This window comes from Variovorax sp. (assembly GCF_965279555.1).
In the GTDB taxonomy this organism is placed as follows: Bacteria; Pseudomonadota; Gammaproteobacteria; order Burkholderiales; family Burkholderiaceae_C; genus Variovorax.
In genome coordinates this window covers 5,338,371-5,358,489 of sequence record NZ_OZ257247.1, presented here as the reverse complement: position 1 = coordinate 5,358,489, position 20,119 = coordinate 5,338,371, and the positions used below count along the sequence as shown (strand labels likewise).

The following is a 20,119-nucleotide window of genomic DNA, read 5'->3' as shown; positions in this document are numbered from 1 at the left end:
CCTAGTTTTGATTGCTGTCGTTGCAGCTGATGCCGCCGACATTGCCGATCCGGGCACGCCCCATCATGTCCAGGCACACGACCTTGGTGGCGGAACCGCCAGCGGGTGCGAGCCCCAGCGCTTGCTGCCCGGGCAGACTCGAGCGGCCGCGCGCGTCGAACCGCAGCGTCGCGACCTTGCCGGTGGGCGCGGTCAGCGTGGGGCCGTCCGTCTTGCCGAGATAGAACTTCAGCAACTGCGCCGTGTCGTCAGTGGCGACGCTGTCGCACTTGGGATTGGAGAACACGATCCAACCGCTGCTCCATTCGGTGCCTCTGCCGGCGCAGGCCGGGTCGGCAACGGTGATGTCTCGGGGCACGCAGACGGTGACGCATTTGTTCGTCGCGATGGCTTCCGACCGCGCGAAGCCGACCGCCATGACGAATTCATTGCCGAGCGTTGCAGCGGCGGAGTTCCGTTGCATCACCACGAAGCTCGGCGCGGCCAGCGCGAGCAGTGTTCCGAGCATCGCGATGACGACCACCAACTCGACGAGCGTGAAGCCGCAGCTACGCAACGGTTTATGCCTCCAAGACATGTTTGAAACCCTTCCCCTCGCAACACTGTTTCTATATGTGTCTTGGATGCTAGGTGAGTTTGAAAGTACTCAATTGCCGCTTGTCGCCTGCTGGTGACCGTTCGATGCCTGCTAACGATTGAGTAACAAATGTTCCAAGTGGTTGCTCCAGCCCGACAGGCGGCGCGCGCTTATGAAAGAACCGCCGGCATGATCTCCGTTCACATTTGAGAAATCTTGTTTACAAATTTCCGCCCGCGCATTGGAATGAAGAACTCCACAAATTGCCATATCCGGCGAGCCCGAAGAGCCACCGGCTTCACGCTACTCGAAGTATTGGTGTCCATCGTCGTGCTGTCGTTCGGGCTGCTCGGCATGGTCGGCCTGCAGGCGGCATCGCTGCAGGCCAACCGCGATGCGCGGCTTCAGTCGACAGCCGTGGTGCTGGCTCGCGAGCTGGCGGAGATGATGCGGGGCAACAAGGATCAGGCGCTGCTTGCTACGAACAATCCGTACCTGACGGCTGAGCTGACCAGCCCCCTGGCGGCCCCGACCGCGTCCTACTGCCTGTCCGTCGGCCAGAATTGCGCCAGCACGACCGCCGTCGCGCAAGCCGAACTCACCGATTGGCTGGCACGGCTGGATGACGCGCTGCCGGGTGCACACGTGCGCATCTGCCGCGACAGCACGCCCTACGGGTCGGACGGCAGGGCCGTGTGGGCGTGCACCTCGACCGATACCAGCGACCCGATCCTCGTCAAGATCGGCTGGAGCCGCCCCTCCACGAAGACCGGCACAACGGTCGACCAGGCGGCGCAGCCGTCCATCGTCCTGCCGGTCACGCCCGGGAGCACTCTGTGATCGTCCGTTCACGCAGCCGCGACAGTGTTCGCGGCTTGACCCTGATCGAACTGCTCGTTGCCATGGCCGTCGGCCTGATCGTGGTGGCCGCCGCGGTGTCGGCCCTGACGGTCGCGCGCCGCGGCTTCACCACGGTCGACGCAGCCTCGCAACTGCGCGACAACGGCCGGTTTGCCGCAGACATGATCCAGCGCATCGGAGTGCAGACCGGCTACCGGGACGTGTTCTTCGCGGCCACACCCCGCCAGGCGACAGCGACAGATCCGGCGCCGAGCATCATGGGGTTCGACAACGCCAAGGTGAACCTGACCAACCCGCTGACGACGTCCACCACACGGCCCGGCACCGAAGCGGGCACCGGCAGCGATGTGCTGATACTGCGCTACCAATCCGCGCAGGCCCACACCATGGTCGCCGGCTCCACGGACGCGGACAAGACCATGATCGACTGCGCCGGCAACGCGCAGGCCACCGTCGCGGACATCAACACCGCCGCTGCGCGAGACACGCTTCTGGCAAGCATCTTCTCCGTGGGCCTGAGCCAGGGCGAACCGTCGCTCCTGTGCACCTACTACGACACTGCGACCAGCTCATGGCTGTCCAGCCCCATCGTGCAAGGTGTCGAGAATTTCCAGGTGCTGTATGGCGTCGATGGCGTCACGGCCGGAGCGGCGCCGGCGGCGGGCCTCCTCGCGCCCAACGTTCCGAACGCCTATCTGCGCGCGGACCAGATCACGGTGACCGGCAACAGCGCCGCCACCAACGCCAACTGGCGCAGGGTGCGCAGCGTGCGCGTCGGCATGGTGCTGCGCAGCGCCAAGGGCGCCGCCCAGGATTCGCAATCGCAAACCTTCTACCCGTTCGGCCCGACCAAGAGCAGCGCGAACGGCGCGCTCGGAAGCGCCTTCGCCTCCAATGACGACGTCAACACGGTCTTCCAGCCCACGCCGGACGGTCGACTTCGCCAGACGCTGACCTTCACGATCCACCTGCGCAACGACCAGGGGCTCTGACATGAAAAACACACGCTCTTCTTACCGTTCCGCAGGCCAGCGCGGCGTGTCCTTGATCATCGTGCTGCTGCTGCTGGTGATCGTCTCCATACTCGGCGTGGGTGCAGCGCAGATCGCGACCATGGGTGAACGTAGTTCACGGAATGACAGGGACATGCAGGTGGCCTGGCAGTCGGCCGAAGCTGCGCTGATGGATGCCGAGTTCGACATCCACGGCCCTGTGGACTCCAGCCGGCGGACGGTGTTCACCCGCATGGCCAACACCAATGCCTTCGTCAGCGGGTGCGGCAGCTCCGGCAACAGCAAGGGCCTGTGCGCACTTGAAACGACGGCCAAGCCCGCATGGCTGACCGTCGACTTCACAGCGACGACCGGGGCCAAGACGGCCGCCTATGGCGACTTCACGGGTCGAAGCTTCCCGTCAGGCTCGACCGGCATCCAGCCCTCTAAGCCGCCGCGCTACGTGATCGAGCCGATCGAGGATCCCGCCAACCGCGATATCTCGGGCTCGACGACCAGCTACATCTACCGCGTGACAGCCATGGGCTTCGGCCCTCGGGACGACATCCAGGGCGTCGTCCAGATCATCTATCGCGACTGACGCGAACCGCCTTCCATGAAAACGTCCAACACCAAAGCCCGTCCATGGTTCGCGCAGCCGCGCACGCTCGCGTGGCTTGCGTTCCCGCTGGTGGCCGCAACGATTGCGCTGTCTTTCGCAGCCATCTCCAGCACAGCCCCCAACATCAAGCCCGTTGCGCTGGCCAGCGACCCGCTCTATGCCACCACGTCGGGCGACAAGCCGACTCTGGCACTGGCGCTGTCGGTGGAATACCCGACGGTCGGCGCCCAGTACACACCCAGCGGCGACACGGACAGCACCTACAGCAATCTCAACGAGTACATCGGCTACTACGACGCCAATGCCTGCTATTCGTACAACGACACGCCGACCGAATCGCCTGCCTCGGGTCTCACGGCTTCCGACTACAAGCGCTTCGACCGCATCCTGTCCAGCACGCGAACGGACCGCATGTGCGATGACGGCTTCAGCGGCAACTTCCTGAACTGGGCCAGCAGCTCGGCCATCGACATGCTGCGGCTTGCGCTGTCGGGCGGCGACCGCTACATCGATACGACCGACCTGACCATCCTGCAGCGCGCCGTGATCCCGAACGGCGACCCGATCTGCATGTGGAACTCGACCAACTTTCCGGCCAAGCAACTGCAGCGCAACGGCGGCGGCACCGGCGCATATTGGGGCGCGGTGCCCAGGAAGATGATCAACGCGGCCGGCACCAGCGACATCTGGGTGGCGAACACGCTGAACAAAATCTACTTCGGCACGGCCAAGGGTGGCAGTTGCGGTTCTCCCGGCAGTTACAGCCTCAGCGTGAAGCCATCCACGTCCGCGGTGGGTCCGGTGACGAATTTCTCGGGCGCGAAGCCCTCCGACGTGGCGAGCAGCAGTTGCGCGACCGAGAACAACAACTGCGCCTTCACCGGGACGCGAGAGGTCTGGTACGGCGCCGGCACCAAGTGGGCCGTGGCACCTGCGTCCAACGGCGTGACATGCTCCAACGGCGTGTTCGGCGACCCGATCAGCGGCACCGTGAAGGCGTGCTATCTGCGCACCTACAACGGAACCTGGACGCCGCCCAACTCCGCAAACGGCATCAACAGCGACGGCTTCTTCTATTCCCGCGTCAAGGTCTGCGACAAGGATTCCTCCGGCAACCTGGCCGACGCACGGGACTACACCTTCTGCACCAAATACCCGAGCGGCAACTACAAGCCGACGGGCACCGTGCAGAAGTACAGCGACCAACTGCGCCTGTCCGCCTTCGGCTACCTGATGGACCAGACGAACAGCGGAGCCAGCCCGCCAGGCCGCTACGGCGGCGTGCTGCGCGCGCCCATGAAGTACGTCGGCGCCAAGACTTTCGACATCAACGGCATAGAGAACACACCGACCGGCGGCAATGCGGCGGCCGAATGGAATGCCACCACGGGCGTGTTCGCGACCAATCCGGACAGCAGTTCGCTCTCGGGCACCAACGCCTCCTTCGGCGTGAGCGGGGTCATCAACTACCTCAACAAGTTCGGCCGCACGGGTCCAGTGGCGGGCCGCTACAAGCAGTTCGACCCCGTCAGCGAGCTTTACTACGAATCCCTGCGCTATCTGCAAGGCTTGCAGCCCAGCGACATCGCGATCAGCAACATGACGACGAGCATGTACGACGGCTATCCGGTGTTCACCAATTGGAACGACCCCTACGGAGACAGCCGGTCCAGTTCGAGCAACTATTCGTGCCTGAAGAGCAACATCGTCGTGATCGGCGACATCAACACCCACGACGGCAACCGCTACCCCAGCACCAACGTTGCAGGGAACATTCCGGACCTCACGGCCTGGACGACCGTGGCCCAGAACTTCGAAAAGGCCAGAGACACCACCTACCTCGACGGACAGGGCGTGCAGCAACACACGACCGGAAATGCCAACGCCAACGGCAACCCGCGCGGCGAGGCGATCATCGGCTACTCATACTGGGCTCATACGCACGACATCCGGGGCACCGGTTGGACAGACCAACCGGCCATGCAGCGCCCCGGCCTGCGCGTGAAGAGCTTCTTCTTCGACGTGAACGAATACGGCGACCAGAACAACGCAACCACCCGCCGCACCAGAAACCAGTTCTTCACCTCGGCAAAGTACGGCGGGTTCGAGTCGGACCCGTCCAACACCGGCAGCAAGCCCTACAACACCTTCGGCAACCCCTTCAAGCGCCAGGACGGCACGGTCGACGACAACGTCTGGCAGGACAGCGCGCGCCCCGGCGAGGCCAGCACCTACTACCTGCAGAGCAGCGCGCGCAGCGTGCTGAGCGCGTTCGACAGCATCTTCAGCCGGGCTTCGACCTCCGCGCGCAGCATTGCCGGCAGTGCGGTGCAGTCGAAGTCGCTGCAAACGAGCAACTCGGTGTACCAGGGCGCCTTCGACACCAGCGACTGGAGCGGCGACTTGCTCGCGCAGTCGATCAGCGTCAGCAACGGTACCGCCAGCATCACGCCCACGCCCACCTGGTCGGCCACCAACCGGCTGTCGTTGCTCTCCGCGCCCGCAACCTCGCGCAACATCGTCGTCGGACGCCCGGGCAATGCCGTACCCAAGGCCAGCGCATTCCTGTGGGATTCCCTGACCACCACGCAGCAAGCTGACCTGAACAAGATCACCCCCGCTTCCACCGCCGATTCGCTGGGCTCCGATCGCGTGAGCTACCTGCGTGGCAGCAATGCCCGCGAGGGCTCGCCTTTCCGCCGCCGCAACAACAAGCTGCTGGGGGACATCATCAATTCGGGCGTGGTGTATTCCGGTGCGCCAGCCAGCAACATCAACTCCAGCAGCTATGCCGCTTTCGTGACGGCCAACAGCAACCGTACGCCCGCCGTGTTTGTGGGCGCCAACGACGGCATGCTGCATGCCTTCAACGCCGGCACCGGCGACGAGCTGTTCGGCTACATCCCCAGCTGGATGACACCCAAGCTTGCCGCGTTGACCGATACGAGCTATGTGTCCAACCACCAGAGTTATGTCGACGGTCCGCCCGTGGTAGCGGAAGCGCAGGTGGGCTCCGCCGGTACAGCGGCCGACTGGAAGACAGTGCTCGTGTCGGGCACAGGTGCAGGCGGGCGCGGCGTGTTCGCGCTCGATGTGACCGACCCCACGTCGTTCTCCGCGTCGAACGTGATGTGGGAGTTCACGCAGGACGACGACGTCGACATGGGCTTCGTTGTCGGCCAGCCGCAGATCCTGAAGATGCGCACCAGCGCGCCGACAGCCACGACCCCCACCTACAAGTGGTTTGCGGTGGTGGCCAGCGGCGTCAACAACTACACCAAGGTCAACGCGGCTAACAACTACAGCACCGGCAACCCCGCTCTGTTCCTGCTCGATCTTTCGAAGGCGCCCGAGACAGCCTGGACCCTCGGCACCAACTACTACAAGGTGGAATTTCCGTTCGACGCGACGCTGGCGGTGACCAAGGCCACCGGCATGCTCAATTTCAAGGCGGCCATTGCCACCGGCGGCAACCGCGAAGTGGCCCAGATCTTTGCGGGTGACCTGCACGGCAACATGTGGAAGCTCGACTTCCGTAACCACGGCACCTCGGAGTGGAACATGGCGAACCTGTCGGCCTTCAAGAACGCCAGCAGCAACGCCCCCTACCCGCTCTACGTTGCCAAGGACGGCGCGGGCAACGTGCAGCCCATCAGCATGGCCCCCACGCTGGTGGCCGCGACGAACAACATCAACGCGATCCAGGTGGCCTTCGGCACCGGCAAATACCTGGAAGTGGATGACCGCTCGTCGACGGCACAGAACTCGTTCTATGTGGTGTACGACGACGGTACGAGCGTTGCCGACGCTACACCGAACGGATCCGGGGCCATCAGCGGGCGTGCAAGGTTGAGAGCCGCCTCGATTGACTCCGCCGGTGCGATTACCGTGCCCAGCTTCACCTGGGGCCGCGCCACGAGCGACCTCACGGACACATCGACCGTGAGCTCGGGCTGGTACATGGACTACGCCAGCACCGAACGCCAAGTGAGTGGCGCATTGCTGAACGGCAGCACGCTGATATTCGGCAGCCTGATCCCGGGCACGGCAGGCAACTCGACCAACTGCGGCGTGAGCGGGGGCGGCGGCAATTCGTACATCGTCGACGTGGACACCGGCATGGGGACACGACGAGTATCGACCGTCGGCATCATGGGGCAGCCGCTGGTGATCGAGGTCGCCTCCACTGTCTTGACCAACAGCAACAGCACTGGTCGGCGCACGAGGAGGGTCACCAGCCAAGTGATTGCGCAAGGTTCCGGCGGTGTCGGCAATGCCGCTGGCGGCACGGGTAACACCGGACAGAACAGCGTCGTCATTACCGCGGGCCGGTTGAGCTGGCGGCAGATCAATAACTACCTGGACCTGAAGCGCGGATCGTGAACATGAACCACATAAAGAAACGTGCCGATATGCGTGGCTTCACGCTGATCGAGTTGATGATCGTCGTGGCTGTGATTGGGATCTTGGCGGCTATTGCGTATCCGGCTTATACCGATTCGGTACTTAAAGGCCGGCGCGCGCAAGCGCGTACTGCATTGCTCGAACTCATGCAGCAGCAGGAGCGGTACATGACGCAGCGCAACACTTACCTTGATTTCACGACCAGTAATACCGGCGTAATCAGCCAGGCAACGACAACCTTGCCGACGCCGCTTCCTTTCAAGAATTACTCGGGTGATAGCTCGACAGCACCAGCCTATTGGATTTCAGCCGCGGCGTGCTCGTCGACTTCGAGCATCAAGGAATGCATCATGCTCACGGCAAAGCCTACAAAAGCTGACCCCGCTGTGGACGATCTAAGCTTGACGAGTACGGGCGTGAAGACCTGCTCTGGAACAGCTTCCAGTTCAAACTTCCGGCTTTGCTGGCCATGAATACCCGTCGTAATCGCACAGGAATGAAAGGCTTCACTCTCATCGAGTTGATGGTCACCATTGCTGTTGCGGCAGTGTTGCTGGTGGTCGGCGTGCCAAGCTTCGTGGCCTTTCAACGAAGTTCAGAGCTTTCGTCTGCGGCCAATTCTTTCGTAGCAGCACTTAGTGCTGCAAGGGGTGAAGCTATGAAGCGTGGCCGGCAAGCGGTCGTCGTGCCACGTGAAGACAACAACTGGGCAACCGGCTGGACGGTTTTTGTCGATACCGACAACAACCAGCAATTCGGTGGCTCAGACATTCTCATCGTGCAACAGGGCGCTCTACCAAGCTACTTCTCAACGACAGGGCAGGGTACAGCGCAAAGTAGCCCAGCATACGTAATGTTTAACCCCTCTGGCTACACGCAGGCAAGCGATTCAACGTTTCAGGCTGCCACCTTAAAGATTGAGCGCAACGACATATCGGGCACCGCGAAGACGCAACAGACTCGAATTGTGATAGTCGCGAAGACTGGAAGGGTCAGAGCTTGTCAACCTGCTACTGATACAACGTGCACGACGTCTGCCGTTGAATAATCGCCTGCCTTTTAGCCAAATGCTTCTTGGTTTTAGTTTATCTCGCCCACAACTAACGAAGGGAAAAGCGCCTTATTCTTAGAATTGGGCGCTTTTCATTTACTTACTCAAGCATGCGCAAATTCTTTTTCAATCCAAGTATCGATGGGCGGGTAGGGACGGGCATTTAAAATCATCTTTTTTGACAAGTTGCAATATTTCCTCAAGACGTCCTATGTATGTCGGAAAAAGCACTCTGTAGCCTGTCAAATACATGCTCCCGTGGTCAGTGTAGAGTCCGGACGCTGTATTGAAATAAGACCGAATGTATTCGTCGTTGTGATGAATGGTGACAACCCGCTTAGGCGCAAAAACTTCAGGACACGCATCTTCGAGCACCTCAAAAAGCCGATCGTGTAGTCGACTTTTTTCTGCAGCATCGAGCCTTCTAGCCTCCGAGGTTTTCTCAATTTTACAAAATGCAAATGCGAATCCCTCTTCAATATCTGGCTCCGGTGACCAGGAGTGCACTTTTCTATTGAACGGTAAGCGTCCGTATTCACACGCTGATTCTGGCGATTTGGATTTAAGTTCTAGCCCGTATGGAGCGAGCTTTTCATCTAAAATTCTTAGTCTTGCCCTCGAAATTTCTATTTTTTTCTCGACACCAAACTGACCAATAGCGTAGAGAACATACAGATTACTATTATATTTTTGCACTAGCGAGGTCAACCTACTTGGCATTTCCGAACCGTTTTCCATCGTGTGCATTCCGCTGATTGTCGCCATGCCCGAGTCGGGGTGTAGCGAAGGCACGATTGCAGAAAATGATAGAGTGTCGGTCGAAATTATTCCGGCGGGTTGTTGCGTGATTGCAGAGGGGAGTTTGAAATCAAGCCACGACTCTTCCCAGGCTACGGGGGACCAACGATAAGAACCGTGGAAAAATTGAATGTAGGTTTGGAGTGCCAATACTACACCTAGTGTAATACGGGCGAATTTAAGACCTCCTACCTTTAATGCAGCCAGCCCGAGCAGTGGGCCAACTAAGAGCCAGAGCGAAAATGCGTATCGGCCGATTCGGGAGGTAACACCCCAAATAAGAAATGCGACGATCGCGAAAAATACTAAAGTTGTCGCAGGCGTCCAAACGTGCTGCGACGAAAATTCCATCGATGCGCCGTTGACAGAATTCTTTGATCTGATTCCGATTGATCTGTACGCGCGCCACAGGCTAAGCGATGCGGCAGCTGCAGCAAGCATCATCAAAATTGAGGGCCGGAGATCGGGTGATACCGCTTCGCTATATATCCAGCTTTGTGTGCGAAGCATGTCGAAAGGCAAAAATAGAAGCCCTGACAATCCACTCCCAAGAAATCTAAAATCACGGTTGTTGACGAACTGGAACTCTGGCGCTTTAAATACCGCATTGAAAAATGGGAATACGGGGCTACCAAATTCTTGCAACAATTTAAAGGACCAAAATCCATGCAAGATGACGAAAGCCGTTGTAGCACCAGCAACAAAAAGCGCTACCTGCGCTGGTAACTCCCGCCAAGATGCGCGACGATCGAATAAAGCTCTGGCGATGAAACAAGCCATAAACGCAACTGCAAAAGTTGCGCTAGTCAGCTTAATTCCGGTTGCCGCACCTGTAAAGAACCCTACCCAAGCGGCTTGTTGCCAGCTGGAAAATTTGCTGGACAACAGTACGCGAACTGCTATAAGAATAAAAACTGAACCATATGGATCGTTGAACGATGAGCCATTGGCCTGCAAATATGCCGGTGCTGCCATAGCCAAAAGGCATGTCATGTAGATGAGCACCCGGCTATCATCGACGCGCTCCGAAAACAATTTTTTGGCGATACTTCCGACAACAATGATGTTCAGAAAGTTTATCGTCGACAATATTAGGCCGATGATCAGCGCCGACCATCCCCATTTAACCATTAGATAAAATGGCACATATGCGATCGGGTTCAAATACGATTGGATGCTGCCTGCGAAATAATCTTGACTCCAACGATTGTCAAGCAGCAGGGATGGCCCATAAAAATGGTAATTAAGTAAATCCCAGTTGTAATCTTTTCCCGCGAGAAAACAGAAGGCCAAGTTCAACAAGAATAACGAAGTCCAGTGCCAGAGCGAAAGTCTATTGCGCATATATTGCTGCTGTTAAAAAACAAAAAGGCCCCAGAAGGGGCCTTTTATTTTGCGCGTTGCAATTACTGCCCGCGGCAAGAACCTGGAAGATATTTTGCGCTGATCGCGGTACCACTTACACCTGGGCCGCAGACCCATTTGAAAATGGTCTTACCAGTGTCGGTATTAGCAAGAGTATTGGAAGGATCTGCGTACGGGGTCATCGAAATTGTCTTGCTTGCAGCATCCCTCAAATCAGTCGCAGCGGACGTTGTGATCGTGACCACGCCTGTGTCCGTGGTCACAACGGAAGCTACGTACTTGGTCGAGCCACTCGACTCGCATCCCCATGCATTAGCAGCCGGGAGAGTCGAGCCCACCGCGCTTTGCACCGTCTCAGTGATGCTGGTACGGCAGGAAGAACCGGCCAAAATGGCTTCGGACACTTTCGCACGCACCGTGTAGTCCTGATAAGCCGGCAGCGCCACAGCAGCCAAGATACCGATAATCGCTACAACGATCATCAATTCAATAAGGGTGAAACCCTTTTGCACGTTGCGTGCGATGGAACGACGGTTCATTCACTAACTCCAGGTTGGTTGGTTGTTACGCCCGGGAACCTGCCCGGAGCGGGAGAACTTCCGCAGCATCTGTGCCACCCACCGAACCAGCCTCCTGCCGACCGAACGCGTCACCTTTGTTTACCAACGTGTAACACGGTGCGACACATTTTGTGTCCAGATGCATCTGACATGACAAATATGTCATCCCGGCACGCGCCGCCGATGCATCAAAAGGTCAACACCCCATCCGCCTTCAACCACCTGATATCCCGCAGCGCCACCCCCGCCACCTGATGCTCCGCCAGCGCCTCGATCTGGCTCATGATCTCGTCGGTCTCCGCCGGCTTGGTATGCGTGATGTAGATCGGAAACTGCTTCCCCGGCGCGATCCGCGCCAGTTCATCCGCCAGCATCACCGGTGACAAATGCAGGCTGCGCTCGGCCAGCGCTTGTTCACGGTTGCTGAAGGCTGTCTCTATCACCAGCATCGCCACATCCAGCGCATTCACCCGGTCCCAAAACGGCGCGTTGCGCTCGGTGTCGCCGCTGAAAACCCAGTTCGCCCCGCCGGAAGCCCGCCGCACGGCAAAGCCGCAGGCCGGCACCGTATGCACAGCCGGCAGCACTTCGATCGACTTGGGCGCACAGCTGCCCAGCTGCAGCATCTGCCCCACCTCGATGTCGTGAAAGCTCACGAACGGCGCTTCCAGGCTGGGAATGCTCTCGAAATCGGGCCAGATGACGTTGTTGAACACGTGCGCCCGCAGCGCTTCGATGGTGGCGCGCAGCGCATGCACGCGCAGCGGTCTGGAGCGGCGGCTGCCGACGGCGTCGAGCATCAGGGGCAAGGCGGCGATGTGGTCGAGGTGGCAGTGCGTCAGCACCACGTCGTCGATGGCGGCCATTTCGTCGAGCGTGAGGTCGCCGACGCCGGTTCCCGCATCGACGAGCAGGTCGGTGTCGACCAGGAACGAGGTGGTGCGGCAGTCTTTGGCAATGGCGCCTGAGCAACCCAGCACACGAACCTGCATTGTGAAAGACCCCTTGTGTGTGTCCGTCGTCATTTGGTTTCGAACCGGGTTGCGCCGTCCCAGTTCGGATCCTGGGGCCGCAACGCCATGGAGGCTAAACGCTGGGCGTAGAGCTGGTAAAGGACTTTTTTGGCATCCGCGGCGAGCAGGGGGGCCAGCAAGTTCCGGCCCACGGCCCAGTCCTGGCGGCGGTAGGCGGCAAGCACGTCGCCCCAGCGCTCGAGCATCGGCTGGGCCTGTTTTTCGGCTTCGGGCGTGCGCTCGGCCAGGGGCGTGAACACGGCCACGGCCTGCGCCTTGCCCTTGACGCGCACGCTGTCGAGTTCCTGCCAGACGTAGCCGGGCGCCAGTTCGCAGGTGGTGCCGCTGGCGACGATCTCCACGCCGTAGTGGCCGCTCAGGCCCTCGAGGCGCGACGCCAGATTGACCGCGTCGCCGACGACGGTGTAGCTGCGCCGCGCGGCCGAGCCCATGTCGCCCACGCTCATGACGCCGCTGTTGATGCCTATGCCCACGCTGATCTCCGGGCGGCCGCCGGCGCGGTTGGCGTTGTTGATGTCGCGCACGGCATCGGCCATGTCGAGCGCGGCGCGCACGGCCAATGCGGCGTGGTCGGGCGCATCGATGGGCGCGCCCCAGAAGGCCATGACGCAGTCGCCCATGTATTTGTCGACGGTGCCACGGTGCGCGCTGATCACGTCGGTGAGCCGGCTGAACACGGTGTTGAGGAAGGCCTGGAGCTGTGCCGGCGTCATCTGCTCCGACAGGCGGGTGAAGCCGCGCATGTCGCAGAACATCACGGTCATCTGCTTGCTTTCGGCGCGCATGCTGTAGCGGTCAGGCTGGACCAGCATTTCGTCGACCAGCTGGGGCGGAACATAGGTGCCGAAGAGCCGCACCAGCCCGCGCCGCGCGCGCGATTCGACGAAGTAGCCCCAGCTCATGTTGAGCACGAACGCCAGCATCGTCATGGCAAGGGCTGACGCAAGCGGCAGCACGAGGCCGTGGCCGACGAAGAGCCAGGTGTTGAGCCCGGCCAGCGCGGCGATGGTTGCCGCGACCAGCAGCACCGCGCGCGGCGCCGACAGCAGAGACAGGCCGAAGGCCAGCAGCAGCCCCGTCACCAGCACGCTCAGCACTTCGTAGCCCGGCGCATAGTCCGGCACGCTGAACAGCCGCTGGTCGAGCAGGCCGGAGACGACGTTGGCGTGTACTTCCACGCCCGGGAAGGCGGCCTCGACGGGCGTGGCGCGCAGGTCCTGCAGGCCTGGCGCGGTGGCGCCGACGAGCACGATATTTCCTTTCAGCTCGCCGGGGCCGAGGCGGCCTTCGAGCACGTCGGCGGCCGGGATGTAGCGGAACGATCCGCCGCTCGCGCCGCCCGGGCCGCGAAACGGCACTTGCATGCTGGCGGTCTGGTCGACCGGCACGCGCAGTTGGCCGATCCGCAGGGATTCGAGCCGCGGCACGGCGCCGCCAGGGGCGAAGGCCGGGCGCACGGGCGGCAAGCCGTTCGCCAGCCGGTAGACCGCGAGCGCGAGCGACTCGTAGTAGCCGGGCTGGGCCTGGTCGCCTTGATAGCGGGCGATGAGGGGCACGCTGCGGATCACGCCGTCGCCTTGTGCGCCGACCAGCGTGTTCAGGAAGCCCGCGGTGGGTGCGGCCTTGGCGAGCGCCGGCAGGCTGGCGCCGAAGCCGTTCCAGCTGGAAGCGTAGATGCCGCTGGCGGGAAACGCGTCGACCGGCAGCAGTGGCGCGTCGGGCAATTGCCCCTTGGCACTGGGCGTGGCGGTTCGTGTGAAGTAGTAGCCGAGCGCCACCGGCCGACCCTCCAGCGACCTCGCAAGAGTGGCGTCGTGGTCCAGCGCGGGGGCGAGCCGCTCGATCTCGGTGGCGAGCCCCTGCATGCCACGAAGCGGGCCGGCCGCAATTGCCCGCAGCCTCTCGAGGCCGGAACTCCGGTCGGGCTCGAGGAACATGACGTCGAAGCCCAGCACAGCCGCCTGCTGGCGGCCCAGAAGTTCAGTGGCGAGGCCGGCGATCTTGTCGCGCGCCCAGGGCCACTGCCCCTGGCGCGCGAGGCTGGCGTCGTCGACATCGACGATCACCACGCGCGGATCGAGCGTTCGCGGCATGGTCGCACGCAGGCGGATGTCGTAGATCAGGCGGTCGAGGCGCTCGAGCGCGCTCAGCGGCCAGGCGCCGGTGGCGTGCGCCAGCGCCAGCAGCACCGGCAGCAGGCTGATGACGATGCGCGGCCAATGCCGCCGGAACACGCTCACGGCGCGCCGTCCGTGCGGTTCACGCCGCCACGAAACCCGGGGAGAAAAGAATCAGACCCGCACGAATTGCATGCGCGCGGTGCCGCCGAGCTCGAGCACGTCGCGCTCCTGCAGGGCGACTGCCTCGGTGCCCAGTTGCAGGCCGTTGAGCGTGACATTGCCTTCGACGCCCGCTGCCACGTAGCCTTGTCGCCGGCGCGTGACGACGGCCACTGCAACACCGGGCTTGCCGATGGTGGTGACGACCTTTTGCAGTGCGACGTCCTGGCCTTCGTTGGGGCCGGCCAGCACCCGCAGCACGGGAATGCCGAGCTCGACGAGCGCGCCCGATTCCGTGGGGGCCGAAGACAGCGGCGTGGAGGGCGAATATTCGCCCACGGGATTGCGCACGGAACCTGGGCCGACGGCCAGGTTGCTGCGGGCACGGAAATGAATCCGGCAACCTCCGACCTCGATGACGTCGTTGTCCTTGAGCGCCTGCTTCTGGATGGCGAGCGCATTGACGTAGGTGCCGTTGGTGCTGTTGAGATCTTCAATTTCGACGTCGCCATCGCTCATGTGCAGCACGGCGTGCTCGCCGCTGACTGCCAGATTGTCGATCACGATGTCGTTGTAGGCGCGACGTCCCAGCGTCGTGCGTTCCTTGGCGAGCGCCACTTGCCCGATGACAACGCCATCGACCGAAATGATCATCTTCGGCATTGCCGACTCCCCGATTGCAAAGCTTGAATGATTGCAAGCGCAGCGGTGGGGTACCGCTCAGGCCTGCTACTTGGCTGCGCGAGGCGTTTCCGCAACGCCTGCCCTTGCCAGAACAACCGAAATATTGTCCCTGCCACCATTCTCGTTGGCAATTGCAACCAAAAGTGAAGCTTTTTTCTGGAGCCCGACATCGTGTCCTAGAAGCGTGAAAAGCTGCGCATCCGAAACCATCTCGCTCAGCCCGTCGGAGCAAAGCATATAGAGATCGCCGGGCCTTGCGCTGTGCTCATGCATTTCCAGCAAGACTTGGGCCTCCACGCCGACTGCCCGAGTCACGAGGTTGCGGGTTGGCGAGTTGAGCGCTTCCTCGGGGGTGATGGCGCCCGCGTCGAGCTGCTGCTGGCGCAGCGAATGGTCGCGCGTGAGCAGTTCGAGCTTGTTGTTGCGCACCCGGTAGCAACGCGAGTCGCCGATGTGCCCGACCACCACGCGCTGCGGCCGAAAGGCTGCCAGCACCAGCGTCGTTCCCATGCCCTGCAGCTCGGGGTTGGTGGTGCCGGCGTGCAGTATGGAGCCGTTGGCCTCGTCGGTGGCAGCCTGCAGCGCACGCCGCACCACGCGGGCTGGTGCCTGCATGCCGGCCTGCGCGAACCAGCGGCCGAAGCTGGCGTGCAGCAGCGAGACAGCCATGGCGCTCGCCACCTCACCGCCCTTGTAGCCGCCCATGCCGTCGGCCAGCAAGGCGAGCCCCAGCGCGGAATCCACGTGTACGGCGTCTTCGTTGTGAGCACGCAGCCTGCCGACATCGGTCAGGGCGGCGAACTCCCAGGTCAGCGGTGGACGGGTGGAGAACAGGGAGACGCCGACACTCGCCATGGTTTGTCAGCGCAGACTTCGCAAATCAGTGAGCAGCGGCGTGCGCACGCCGTTGCATCAAGCGGCCCGCGGCCACGACAAACACCGCACCGGCCGCAGCCGCTGCATAGTGCAACCAGGGATTGGCGGCCAGCACATCGCGCAGTGCGACGTCGCTCACGATGGTTTCGCCACCGACCCAGCCGATCAGCGCGGCGCCCAGCATGACGATGATGGGGAAGCGTTCCATGAGCTTGATCATGAGGGTACTGCCGAAAATCACCAACGGAATGCTGATTGCCAGGCCCAGGATCAGCAGGACCATGCTGCCCTGCGCGGCGGCCGCGACGGCAATCACGTTGTCCAGGCTCATCACCAGGTCGGCCAGGAGGATGGTGCGCACGGCCGCCGTCATGCTGCCGTATTCCTTGGACTCGCCGTCGTCCTCGTCGTCCTCGCTGAGCAGCTGCATGCCGATCCACAGCAGCAGCATGCCGCCGATGATCTGCAGGTAAGGCAGCGCCAGCAGCTTGGCCGCCACCACCGTCAGCACGATGCGCAGCACCACGGCCGCTCCCGAACCGAACAGTACGGCCTTTTTCTGCTGTGCAGGCGGCAACGAGCGCGCCGCCATCGCAATCACCACCGCGTTGTCCCCCGACAAGATGATGTTGATCCAGACGATCTTGAGCAGACCTAACCAGAAGTCTGTGCTTTGAAGAATTTCCATGTCTCTGATCCCACTGTGTTTTATTGAAAAAAGCGCCCGCAATCCAGTGCGGGCGCTTTTTTATTTCTGCGTGGTCCTCGCATGACCCGGCTCTGCGGCCGGTGTCCAGGGGCCGTTTCTTACAGCTTGGCCTTGAGCAGCTTGGCCAGCTCCGAGAAGTTGCGCGTCACGGTGAAGCCGCATTCTTCCATGATGGACAGCTTGGCATCGGCCGTGTCGGCGCCGCCGGAGATCAGCGCGCCGGCGTGGCCCATGCGCTTGCCGGGAGGGGCGGTGACACCGGCGATGAAGCCGACGACCGGCTTCTTCATGTGTTCCTTGCACCAGCGGGCTGCGTCAGCCTCGTCCGGGCCGCCGATTTCGCCGATCATGATGACCGCGTCGGTGTCCGGATCGTCGTTGAAGGCCTTCATCACGTCGATGTGCTTCAGGCCGTTGATCGGGTCGCCGCCGATGCCGACTGCCGACGACTGGCCCAGGCCGATTTCCGTCAGTTGAGCCACGGCTTCGTACGTCAGCGTGCCCGAGCGCGAGACCACGCCGATGCGGCCCTTGCGGTGGATGTGGCCGGGCATGATGCCGATCTTGATTTCGTCGGGCGTGATCAGGCCGGGGCAGTTCGGGCCCAGCAGCAAGGTCTTCTTGCCGCCGGCCGCTTCCTTGGCCTTCATCTTGTTGCGCACTTCGAGCATGTCGCGCACCGGAATGCCTTCGGTGATGCAGATCGCCAGGTCCAGGTCGGCTTCGACGGCTTCCCAGATGGCGGCCGCGGCGCCTGCCGGCGGCACGTAGATCACCGACACGGTGGCGCCGGTCTGCGTGGCGGCTTCCTTGACCGAGCCGAAGATCGGGATGTTGAAGATCGACTCGCCGGCCTTCTTCGGGTTCACGCCAGCCACGAAGGCGTTCTTGCCGTTCGCGTATTCCTGGCACTTTTCAGTGTGGAACTGACCGGTCTTGCCGGTGATGCCTTGCGTGATGACTTTGGTGTCTTTGTTGATGTAGATCGACATGACTTGTTCCTTAGGCCTTCTTGACTGCTGCCACGACCTTCTGGGCCGCGTCCGCCATGGTGTCGGCGCTGATGATCGGCAGGCCCGAATCGGCCAGCAGCTTCTTGCCTTCGACTTCGTTGGTGCCCTTCATGCGAACGACCAGCGGCACTTGCAGATTCACGGCCTTGCAGGCTGCGATCACGCCGGTGGCGATGGTGTCGCACTTCATGATGCCGCCGAAGATGTTCACGAGGATGGCTTCCACGTTCTTGTTCTTCAGCATGATCTTGAAGGCTTCGGTGACCTTCTCGGGGGTGGCACCGCCGCCCACGTCCAGGAAGTTGGCCGGCTCGCCGCCGAACAGCTTGATGGTGTCCATGGTGGCCATGGCCAGGCCGGCACCGTTCACCAGGCAGCCGATGTTGCCGTCCAGCGAGATGTAGGCGAGGTCGAACTTCGAGGCTTCGACTTCGGCCGCGTCTTCTTCGTCGAGGTCGCGCAGGGCCACGATTTCGGGGTGGCGGAACAGCGCGTTGCTGTCGAAGTTGAACTTGGCGTCCAGCGCCATGACGTTGCCCTTGCTGTCACGGTTGAGCGGGTTGATCTCGACCAGCGAGGCGTCCGTCTCCATGTAGCAGGTGTAGAGCTTCTTCAGGATGTCGACCGTTTGCGCGGTCGAGTCGGCCGGCATGCCGATGCCGTCGGCGATCTGCTTGGCCTGTTCGTCGGTCAGGCCCTTTTCGGGGTCTGCGAACACGGTGATGATCTTTTCCGGCGAGGAGTGGGCCACTTCCTCGATGTCCATGCCGCCTTCGCTCGAAGCGATGAAGGCCACCTTCTGGGTGGCGCGGTCGGTCACGGCGGAAACGTAGTATTCCTTGTTGATGTCGGCGCCGTCTTCGATGTAGAGGCGGCGGACCTTCTGGCCTTCGGGGCCGGTCTGGTGCGTCTTGAGCTGCATGCCGAGGATCTCGCCGGCGAGCTTCTTGACGTCTTCGATGGTCTTGGCGACCTTGACGCCACCGCCCTTGCCGCGGCCACCCGCGTGAATCTGGGCCTTGACGACCCACACCGGGCCTCCAAGTTTCTGGGCGGCTTCCACCGCCTCCTGGACCGTATAGGCCGGGATGCCGCGCGGCACCGGCACGCCGAACTTGGCAAGGATTTCCTTGCCTTGGTACTCGTGAATCTTCATGAGGGATGTCTCTCGGAAGGAGGAGGTTGAGAACGGGAGATCTGGGGTGAGAGTGTTTCTGCTCTGTTGCTCGCGGGCGACGGCAGCCTGACGGCTGGGGGCGGCGAACAACCGCGGACTGTATCATGGTGCGCCGCACCAATACTGTACGTGGGGTTGCGGTCAATACGTACTTTCTTCTAGCTACCCCGGGGCATACACCACCATGGCCAAGGTTTTCATCGACGGCGAAGCCGGCACCACCGGCCTGCAAATCCGCGAACGGCTCCAGACGATGCCGCAGGTCGAACTCGTGAGCATCGCTCCCGAACTGCGAAAAGACGCCAATGCCAAGCGCGACCTGATGGCAGGCGTCGACCTGGTGGTGCTGTGCCTGCACGACGACGCGGCGCGCGAATCGGTCGCGCTGATCGACCAGCTCCCGGGCAAGAAGCCCAAGGTCATCGACGCCTCCACGGCACACCGCATCGCTCCCGGCTGGGTATTCGGCTTTCCCGAACTCACCGAAGGCCACTGGCAGGCCGTGGCCAAGGCCGATCGCGTGGGCAACCCCGGCTGCTACGCCACCGGTGCCATCGCCATGGTGCGCCCGCTGGTCGATGCGGGCCTGCTGCCCGCCGATTTCCCGATCTCGCTGCCCTCCGTGAGCGGCTACTCGGGCGGCGGCCGGGCCATGATCGAGGACTACGAGAGCGGCAAGGCGCCGCTGTTCGAGATCTACGCGCTGGGCCTGAAGCACAAGCACATCCCCGAAATCATGGCCTACACGGGCCTCACCCGCCGGCCGGTGTTCATCCCGTCGGTGGGCAATTTCAAGCAGGGCATGCTGGTGCAGCTGCCGCTGCACCTCGACCTGCTGCCCGGCAAGCCGAAGGCCGGCGACCTGCAGGACGCCCTGGCCGCGCACTACGCCCGGAGCAACACGCCCGAGCAGTTCGTGAAGGTGCTGCCGCCCACGGAAGACGGCAAGCTCGAAGCGCTGGCGCTCAATGACACCAACAACCTCGAGATCCGCGTGTTCCCGAATGAAGATCACCGGCACGCCGTGGTGATCGCGCGCCTGGACAACCTCGGCAAGGGCGCCAGCGGCGCCGCGGTGCAGAACCTGAAGCTGATGCTGGCGCTCTGAGCGCCAGCC

General features: G+C 62.0%; 17 protein-coding genes. 7 read left to right on the top strand and 10 right to left on the bottom strand.

The features are described 5' to 3' along the window. Position 1 precedes the first annotated feature (1 nt). Positions 2-556: a GspH/FimT family pseudopilin gene (locus ACQY8B_RS25130; RefSeq protein WP_422084412.1), complete on the bottom strand. Its 555-nt coding sequence runs from the start codon at positions 554-556 to the stop codon at positions 2-4. A 267-nt stretch (positions 557-823) separates the two neighbouring features. On the opposite strand from ACQY8B_RS25130, the gene pilV reads away from it, so the two are divergent. From pilV to ACQY8B_RS25100, 6 genes are read left to right on the top strand one after another with little or no spacing between them, the layout of a single operon-like run. Next, positions 824-1,417: a type IV pilus modification protein PilV gene (gene pilV / locus ACQY8B_RS25125; protein WP_422084411.1), complete on the top strand. Its 594-nt coding sequence runs from the start codon at positions 824-826 to the stop codon at positions 1,415-1,417. A gap of 35 nt (positions 1,418-1,452) precedes the next feature. Next, on the top strand, positions 1,453-2,430 hold the full coding sequence (locus ACQY8B_RS25120; protein WP_422084410.1) for a PilW family protein: 978 nt from the start codon (positions 1,453-1,455) through the stop codon (positions 2,428-2,430). A 1-nt stretch (position 2,431) separates the two neighbouring features. Next, positions 2,432-3,031, top strand: coding sequence for a pilus assembly PilX family protein (locus ACQY8B_RS25115; RefSeq protein ID WP_081268728.1), 600 nt, complete (start codon positions 2,432-2,434; stop codon positions 3,029-3,031). Positions 3,032-3,046: 15 nt separating this feature from the next. Next, entirely contained in the window at positions 3,047-7,435 is a 4,389-nt protein-coding gene (locus tag ACQY8B_RS25110) for a pilus assembly protein (RefSeq protein WP_422084409.1), read from the top strand. A 2-nt stretch (positions 7,436-7,437) separates the two neighbouring features. Further along, entirely contained in the window at positions 7,438-7,929 is a 492-nt protein-coding gene (locus ACQY8B_RS25105) for a type IV pilin protein (protein ID WP_428745033.1), read from the top strand. After that, on the top strand, positions 7,926-8,504 hold the full coding sequence (locus ACQY8B_RS25100) for a GspH/FimT family pseudopilin (RefSeq protein ID WP_422084407.1): 579 nt from the start codon (positions 7,926-7,928) through the stop codon (positions 8,502-8,504). The genes ACQY8B_RS25105 and ACQY8B_RS25100 overlap by 4 nt, the downstream gene beginning before the upstream one ends. A gap of 129 nt (positions 8,505-8,633) precedes the next feature. On the opposite strand, the gene ACQY8B_RS25095 is transcribed toward ACQY8B_RS25100, so the two are convergent. From ACQY8B_RS25095 to sucC, 9 genes are all read right to left on the bottom strand, one after another. Next, a complete protein-coding gene (locus tag ACQY8B_RS25095) occupies positions 8,634-10,649 on the bottom strand; it encodes a hypothetical protein (RefSeq protein WP_422084406.1) in 2,016 nt (671 codons plus the stop codon). 62 nt (positions 10,650-10,711) lie between these two features. Beyond that, positions 10,712-11,209: a pilin gene (locus ACQY8B_RS25090; RefSeq protein WP_422084405.1), complete on the bottom strand. Its 498-nt coding sequence runs from the start codon at positions 11,207-11,209 to the stop codon at positions 10,712-10,714. A 209-nt stretch (positions 11,210-11,418) separates the two neighbouring features. Continuing rightward, complete coding sequence (locus ACQY8B_RS25085; protein WP_422089108.1) at positions 11,419-12,222, bottom strand: 3',5'-cyclic-nucleotide phosphodiesterase; 804 nt, start codon at positions 12,220-12,222, stop codon at positions 11,419-11,421. A gap of 29 nt (positions 12,223-12,251) precedes the next feature. Continuing rightward, positions 12,252-14,504 carry a CHASE2 domain-containing protein gene (locus ACQY8B_RS25080; RefSeq protein WP_422084404.1) on the bottom strand — a complete coding sequence of 751 codons (2,253 nt, stop codon included), beginning with the start codon at positions 14,502-14,504 and terminating at the stop codon, positions 12,252-12,254. 51 nt (positions 14,505-14,555) lie between these two features. Next, a complete protein-coding gene (locus ACQY8B_RS25075) occupies positions 14,556-15,206 on the bottom strand; it encodes an FHA domain-containing protein (RefSeq protein ID WP_422084403.1) in 651 nt (216 codons plus the stop codon). A 66-nt stretch (positions 15,207-15,272) separates the two neighbouring features. Further along, positions 15,273-16,082 (bottom strand): Stp1/IreP family PP2C-type Ser/Thr phosphatase, encoded by an 810-nt coding sequence (locus tag ACQY8B_RS25070; protein ID WP_422084402.1) that lies wholly within the window; start codon positions 16,080-16,082, stop codon positions 15,273-15,275. 25 nt (positions 16,083-16,107) lie between these two features. Then, the gene (locus ACQY8B_RS25065; RefSeq protein ID WP_422084401.1) at positions 16,108-16,791 is read right to left on the bottom strand and encodes a TerC family protein; all 684 of its coding nucleotides are present in this window, start codon (positions 16,789-16,791) and stop codon (positions 16,108-16,110) included. Positions 16,792-16,910: 119 nt separating this feature from the next. Beyond that, complete coding sequence (gene sucD / locus ACQY8B_RS25060; protein WP_422084400.1) at positions 16,911-17,804, bottom strand: succinate--CoA ligase subunit alpha; 894 nt, start codon at positions 17,802-17,804, stop codon at positions 16,911-16,913. A 10-nt stretch (positions 17,805-17,814) separates the two neighbouring features. Further along, a complete protein-coding gene (sucC, locus tag ACQY8B_RS25055) occupies positions 17,815-18,981 on the bottom strand; it encodes an ADP-forming succinate--CoA ligase subunit beta (protein ID WP_116910423.1) in 1,167 nt (388 codons plus the stop codon). A gap of 205 nt (positions 18,982-19,186) precedes the next feature. On the opposite strand from sucC, the gene argC reads away from it, so the two are divergent. After that, positions 19,187-20,110: an N-acetyl-gamma-glutamyl-phosphate reductase gene (argC, locus tag ACQY8B_RS25050; RefSeq protein WP_422084399.1), complete on the top strand. Its 924-nt coding sequence runs from the start codon at positions 19,187-19,189 to the stop codon at positions 20,108-20,110. Positions 20,111-20,119 lie beyond the last annotated feature (9 nt).

Excerpts from the sequence above, each read along its gene's own strand:
- pilV (WP_422084411.1), top strand. The coding sequence starts at position 824 with ATGAAGAACTCCACAAATTGCCATATCCGGCGAGCCCGAAGAGCCACC.
- ACQY8B_RS25100 (WP_422084407.1), top strand. The coding sequence starts at position 7,926 with ATGAATACCCGTCGTAATCGCACAGGAATGAAAGGCTTCACTCTCATC.
- ACQY8B_RS25105 (WP_428745033.1), top strand. The coding sequence starts at position 7,438 with ATGAACCACATAAAGAAACGTGCCGATATGCGTGGCTTCACGCTGATC.
- sucC (WP_116910423.1), bottom strand. The coding sequence starts at position 18,981 with ATGAAGATTCACGAGTACCAAGGCAAGGAAATCCTTGCCAAGTTCGGC.
- ACQY8B_RS25075 (WP_422084403.1), bottom strand. The coding sequence starts at position 15,206 with ATGCCGAAGATGATCATTTCGGTCGATGGCGTTGTCATCGGGCAAGTG.
- ACQY8B_RS25115 (WP_081268728.1), top strand. The coding sequence starts at position 2,432 with ATGAAAAACACACGCTCTTCTTACCGTTCCGCAGGCCAGCGCGGCGTG.
- ACQY8B_RS25095 (WP_422084406.1), bottom strand. The coding sequence starts at position 10,649 with ATGCGCAATAGACTTTCGCTCTGGCACTGGACTTCGTTATTCTTGTTG.
- ACQY8B_RS25090 (WP_422084405.1), bottom strand. The coding sequence starts at position 11,209 with ATGAACCGTCGTTCCATCGCACGCAACGTGCAAAAGGGTTTCACCCTT.
- sucD (WP_422084400.1), bottom strand. The coding sequence starts at position 17,804 with ATGTCGATCTACATCAACAAAGACACCAAAGTCATCACGCAAGGCATC.
- ACQY8B_RS25070 (WP_422084402.1), bottom strand. The coding sequence starts at position 16,082 with ATGGCGAGTGTCGGCGTCTCCCTGTTCTCCACCCGTCCACCGCTGACC.
- argC (WP_422084399.1), top strand. The coding sequence starts at position 19,187 with ATGGCCAAGGTTTTCATCGACGGCGAAGCCGGCACCACCGGCCTGCAA.
- ACQY8B_RS25065 (WP_422084401.1), bottom strand. The coding sequence starts at position 16,791 with ATGGAAATTCTTCAAAGCACAGACTTCTGGTTAGGTCTGCTCAAGATC.
- ACQY8B_RS25110 (WP_422084409.1), top strand. The coding sequence starts at position 3,047 with ATGAAAACGTCCAACACCAAAGCCCGTCCATGGTTCGCGCAGCCGCGC.
- ACQY8B_RS25085 (WP_422089108.1), bottom strand. The coding sequence starts at position 12,222 with ATGCAGGTTCGTGTGCTGGGTTGCTCAGGCGCCATTGCCAAAGACTGC.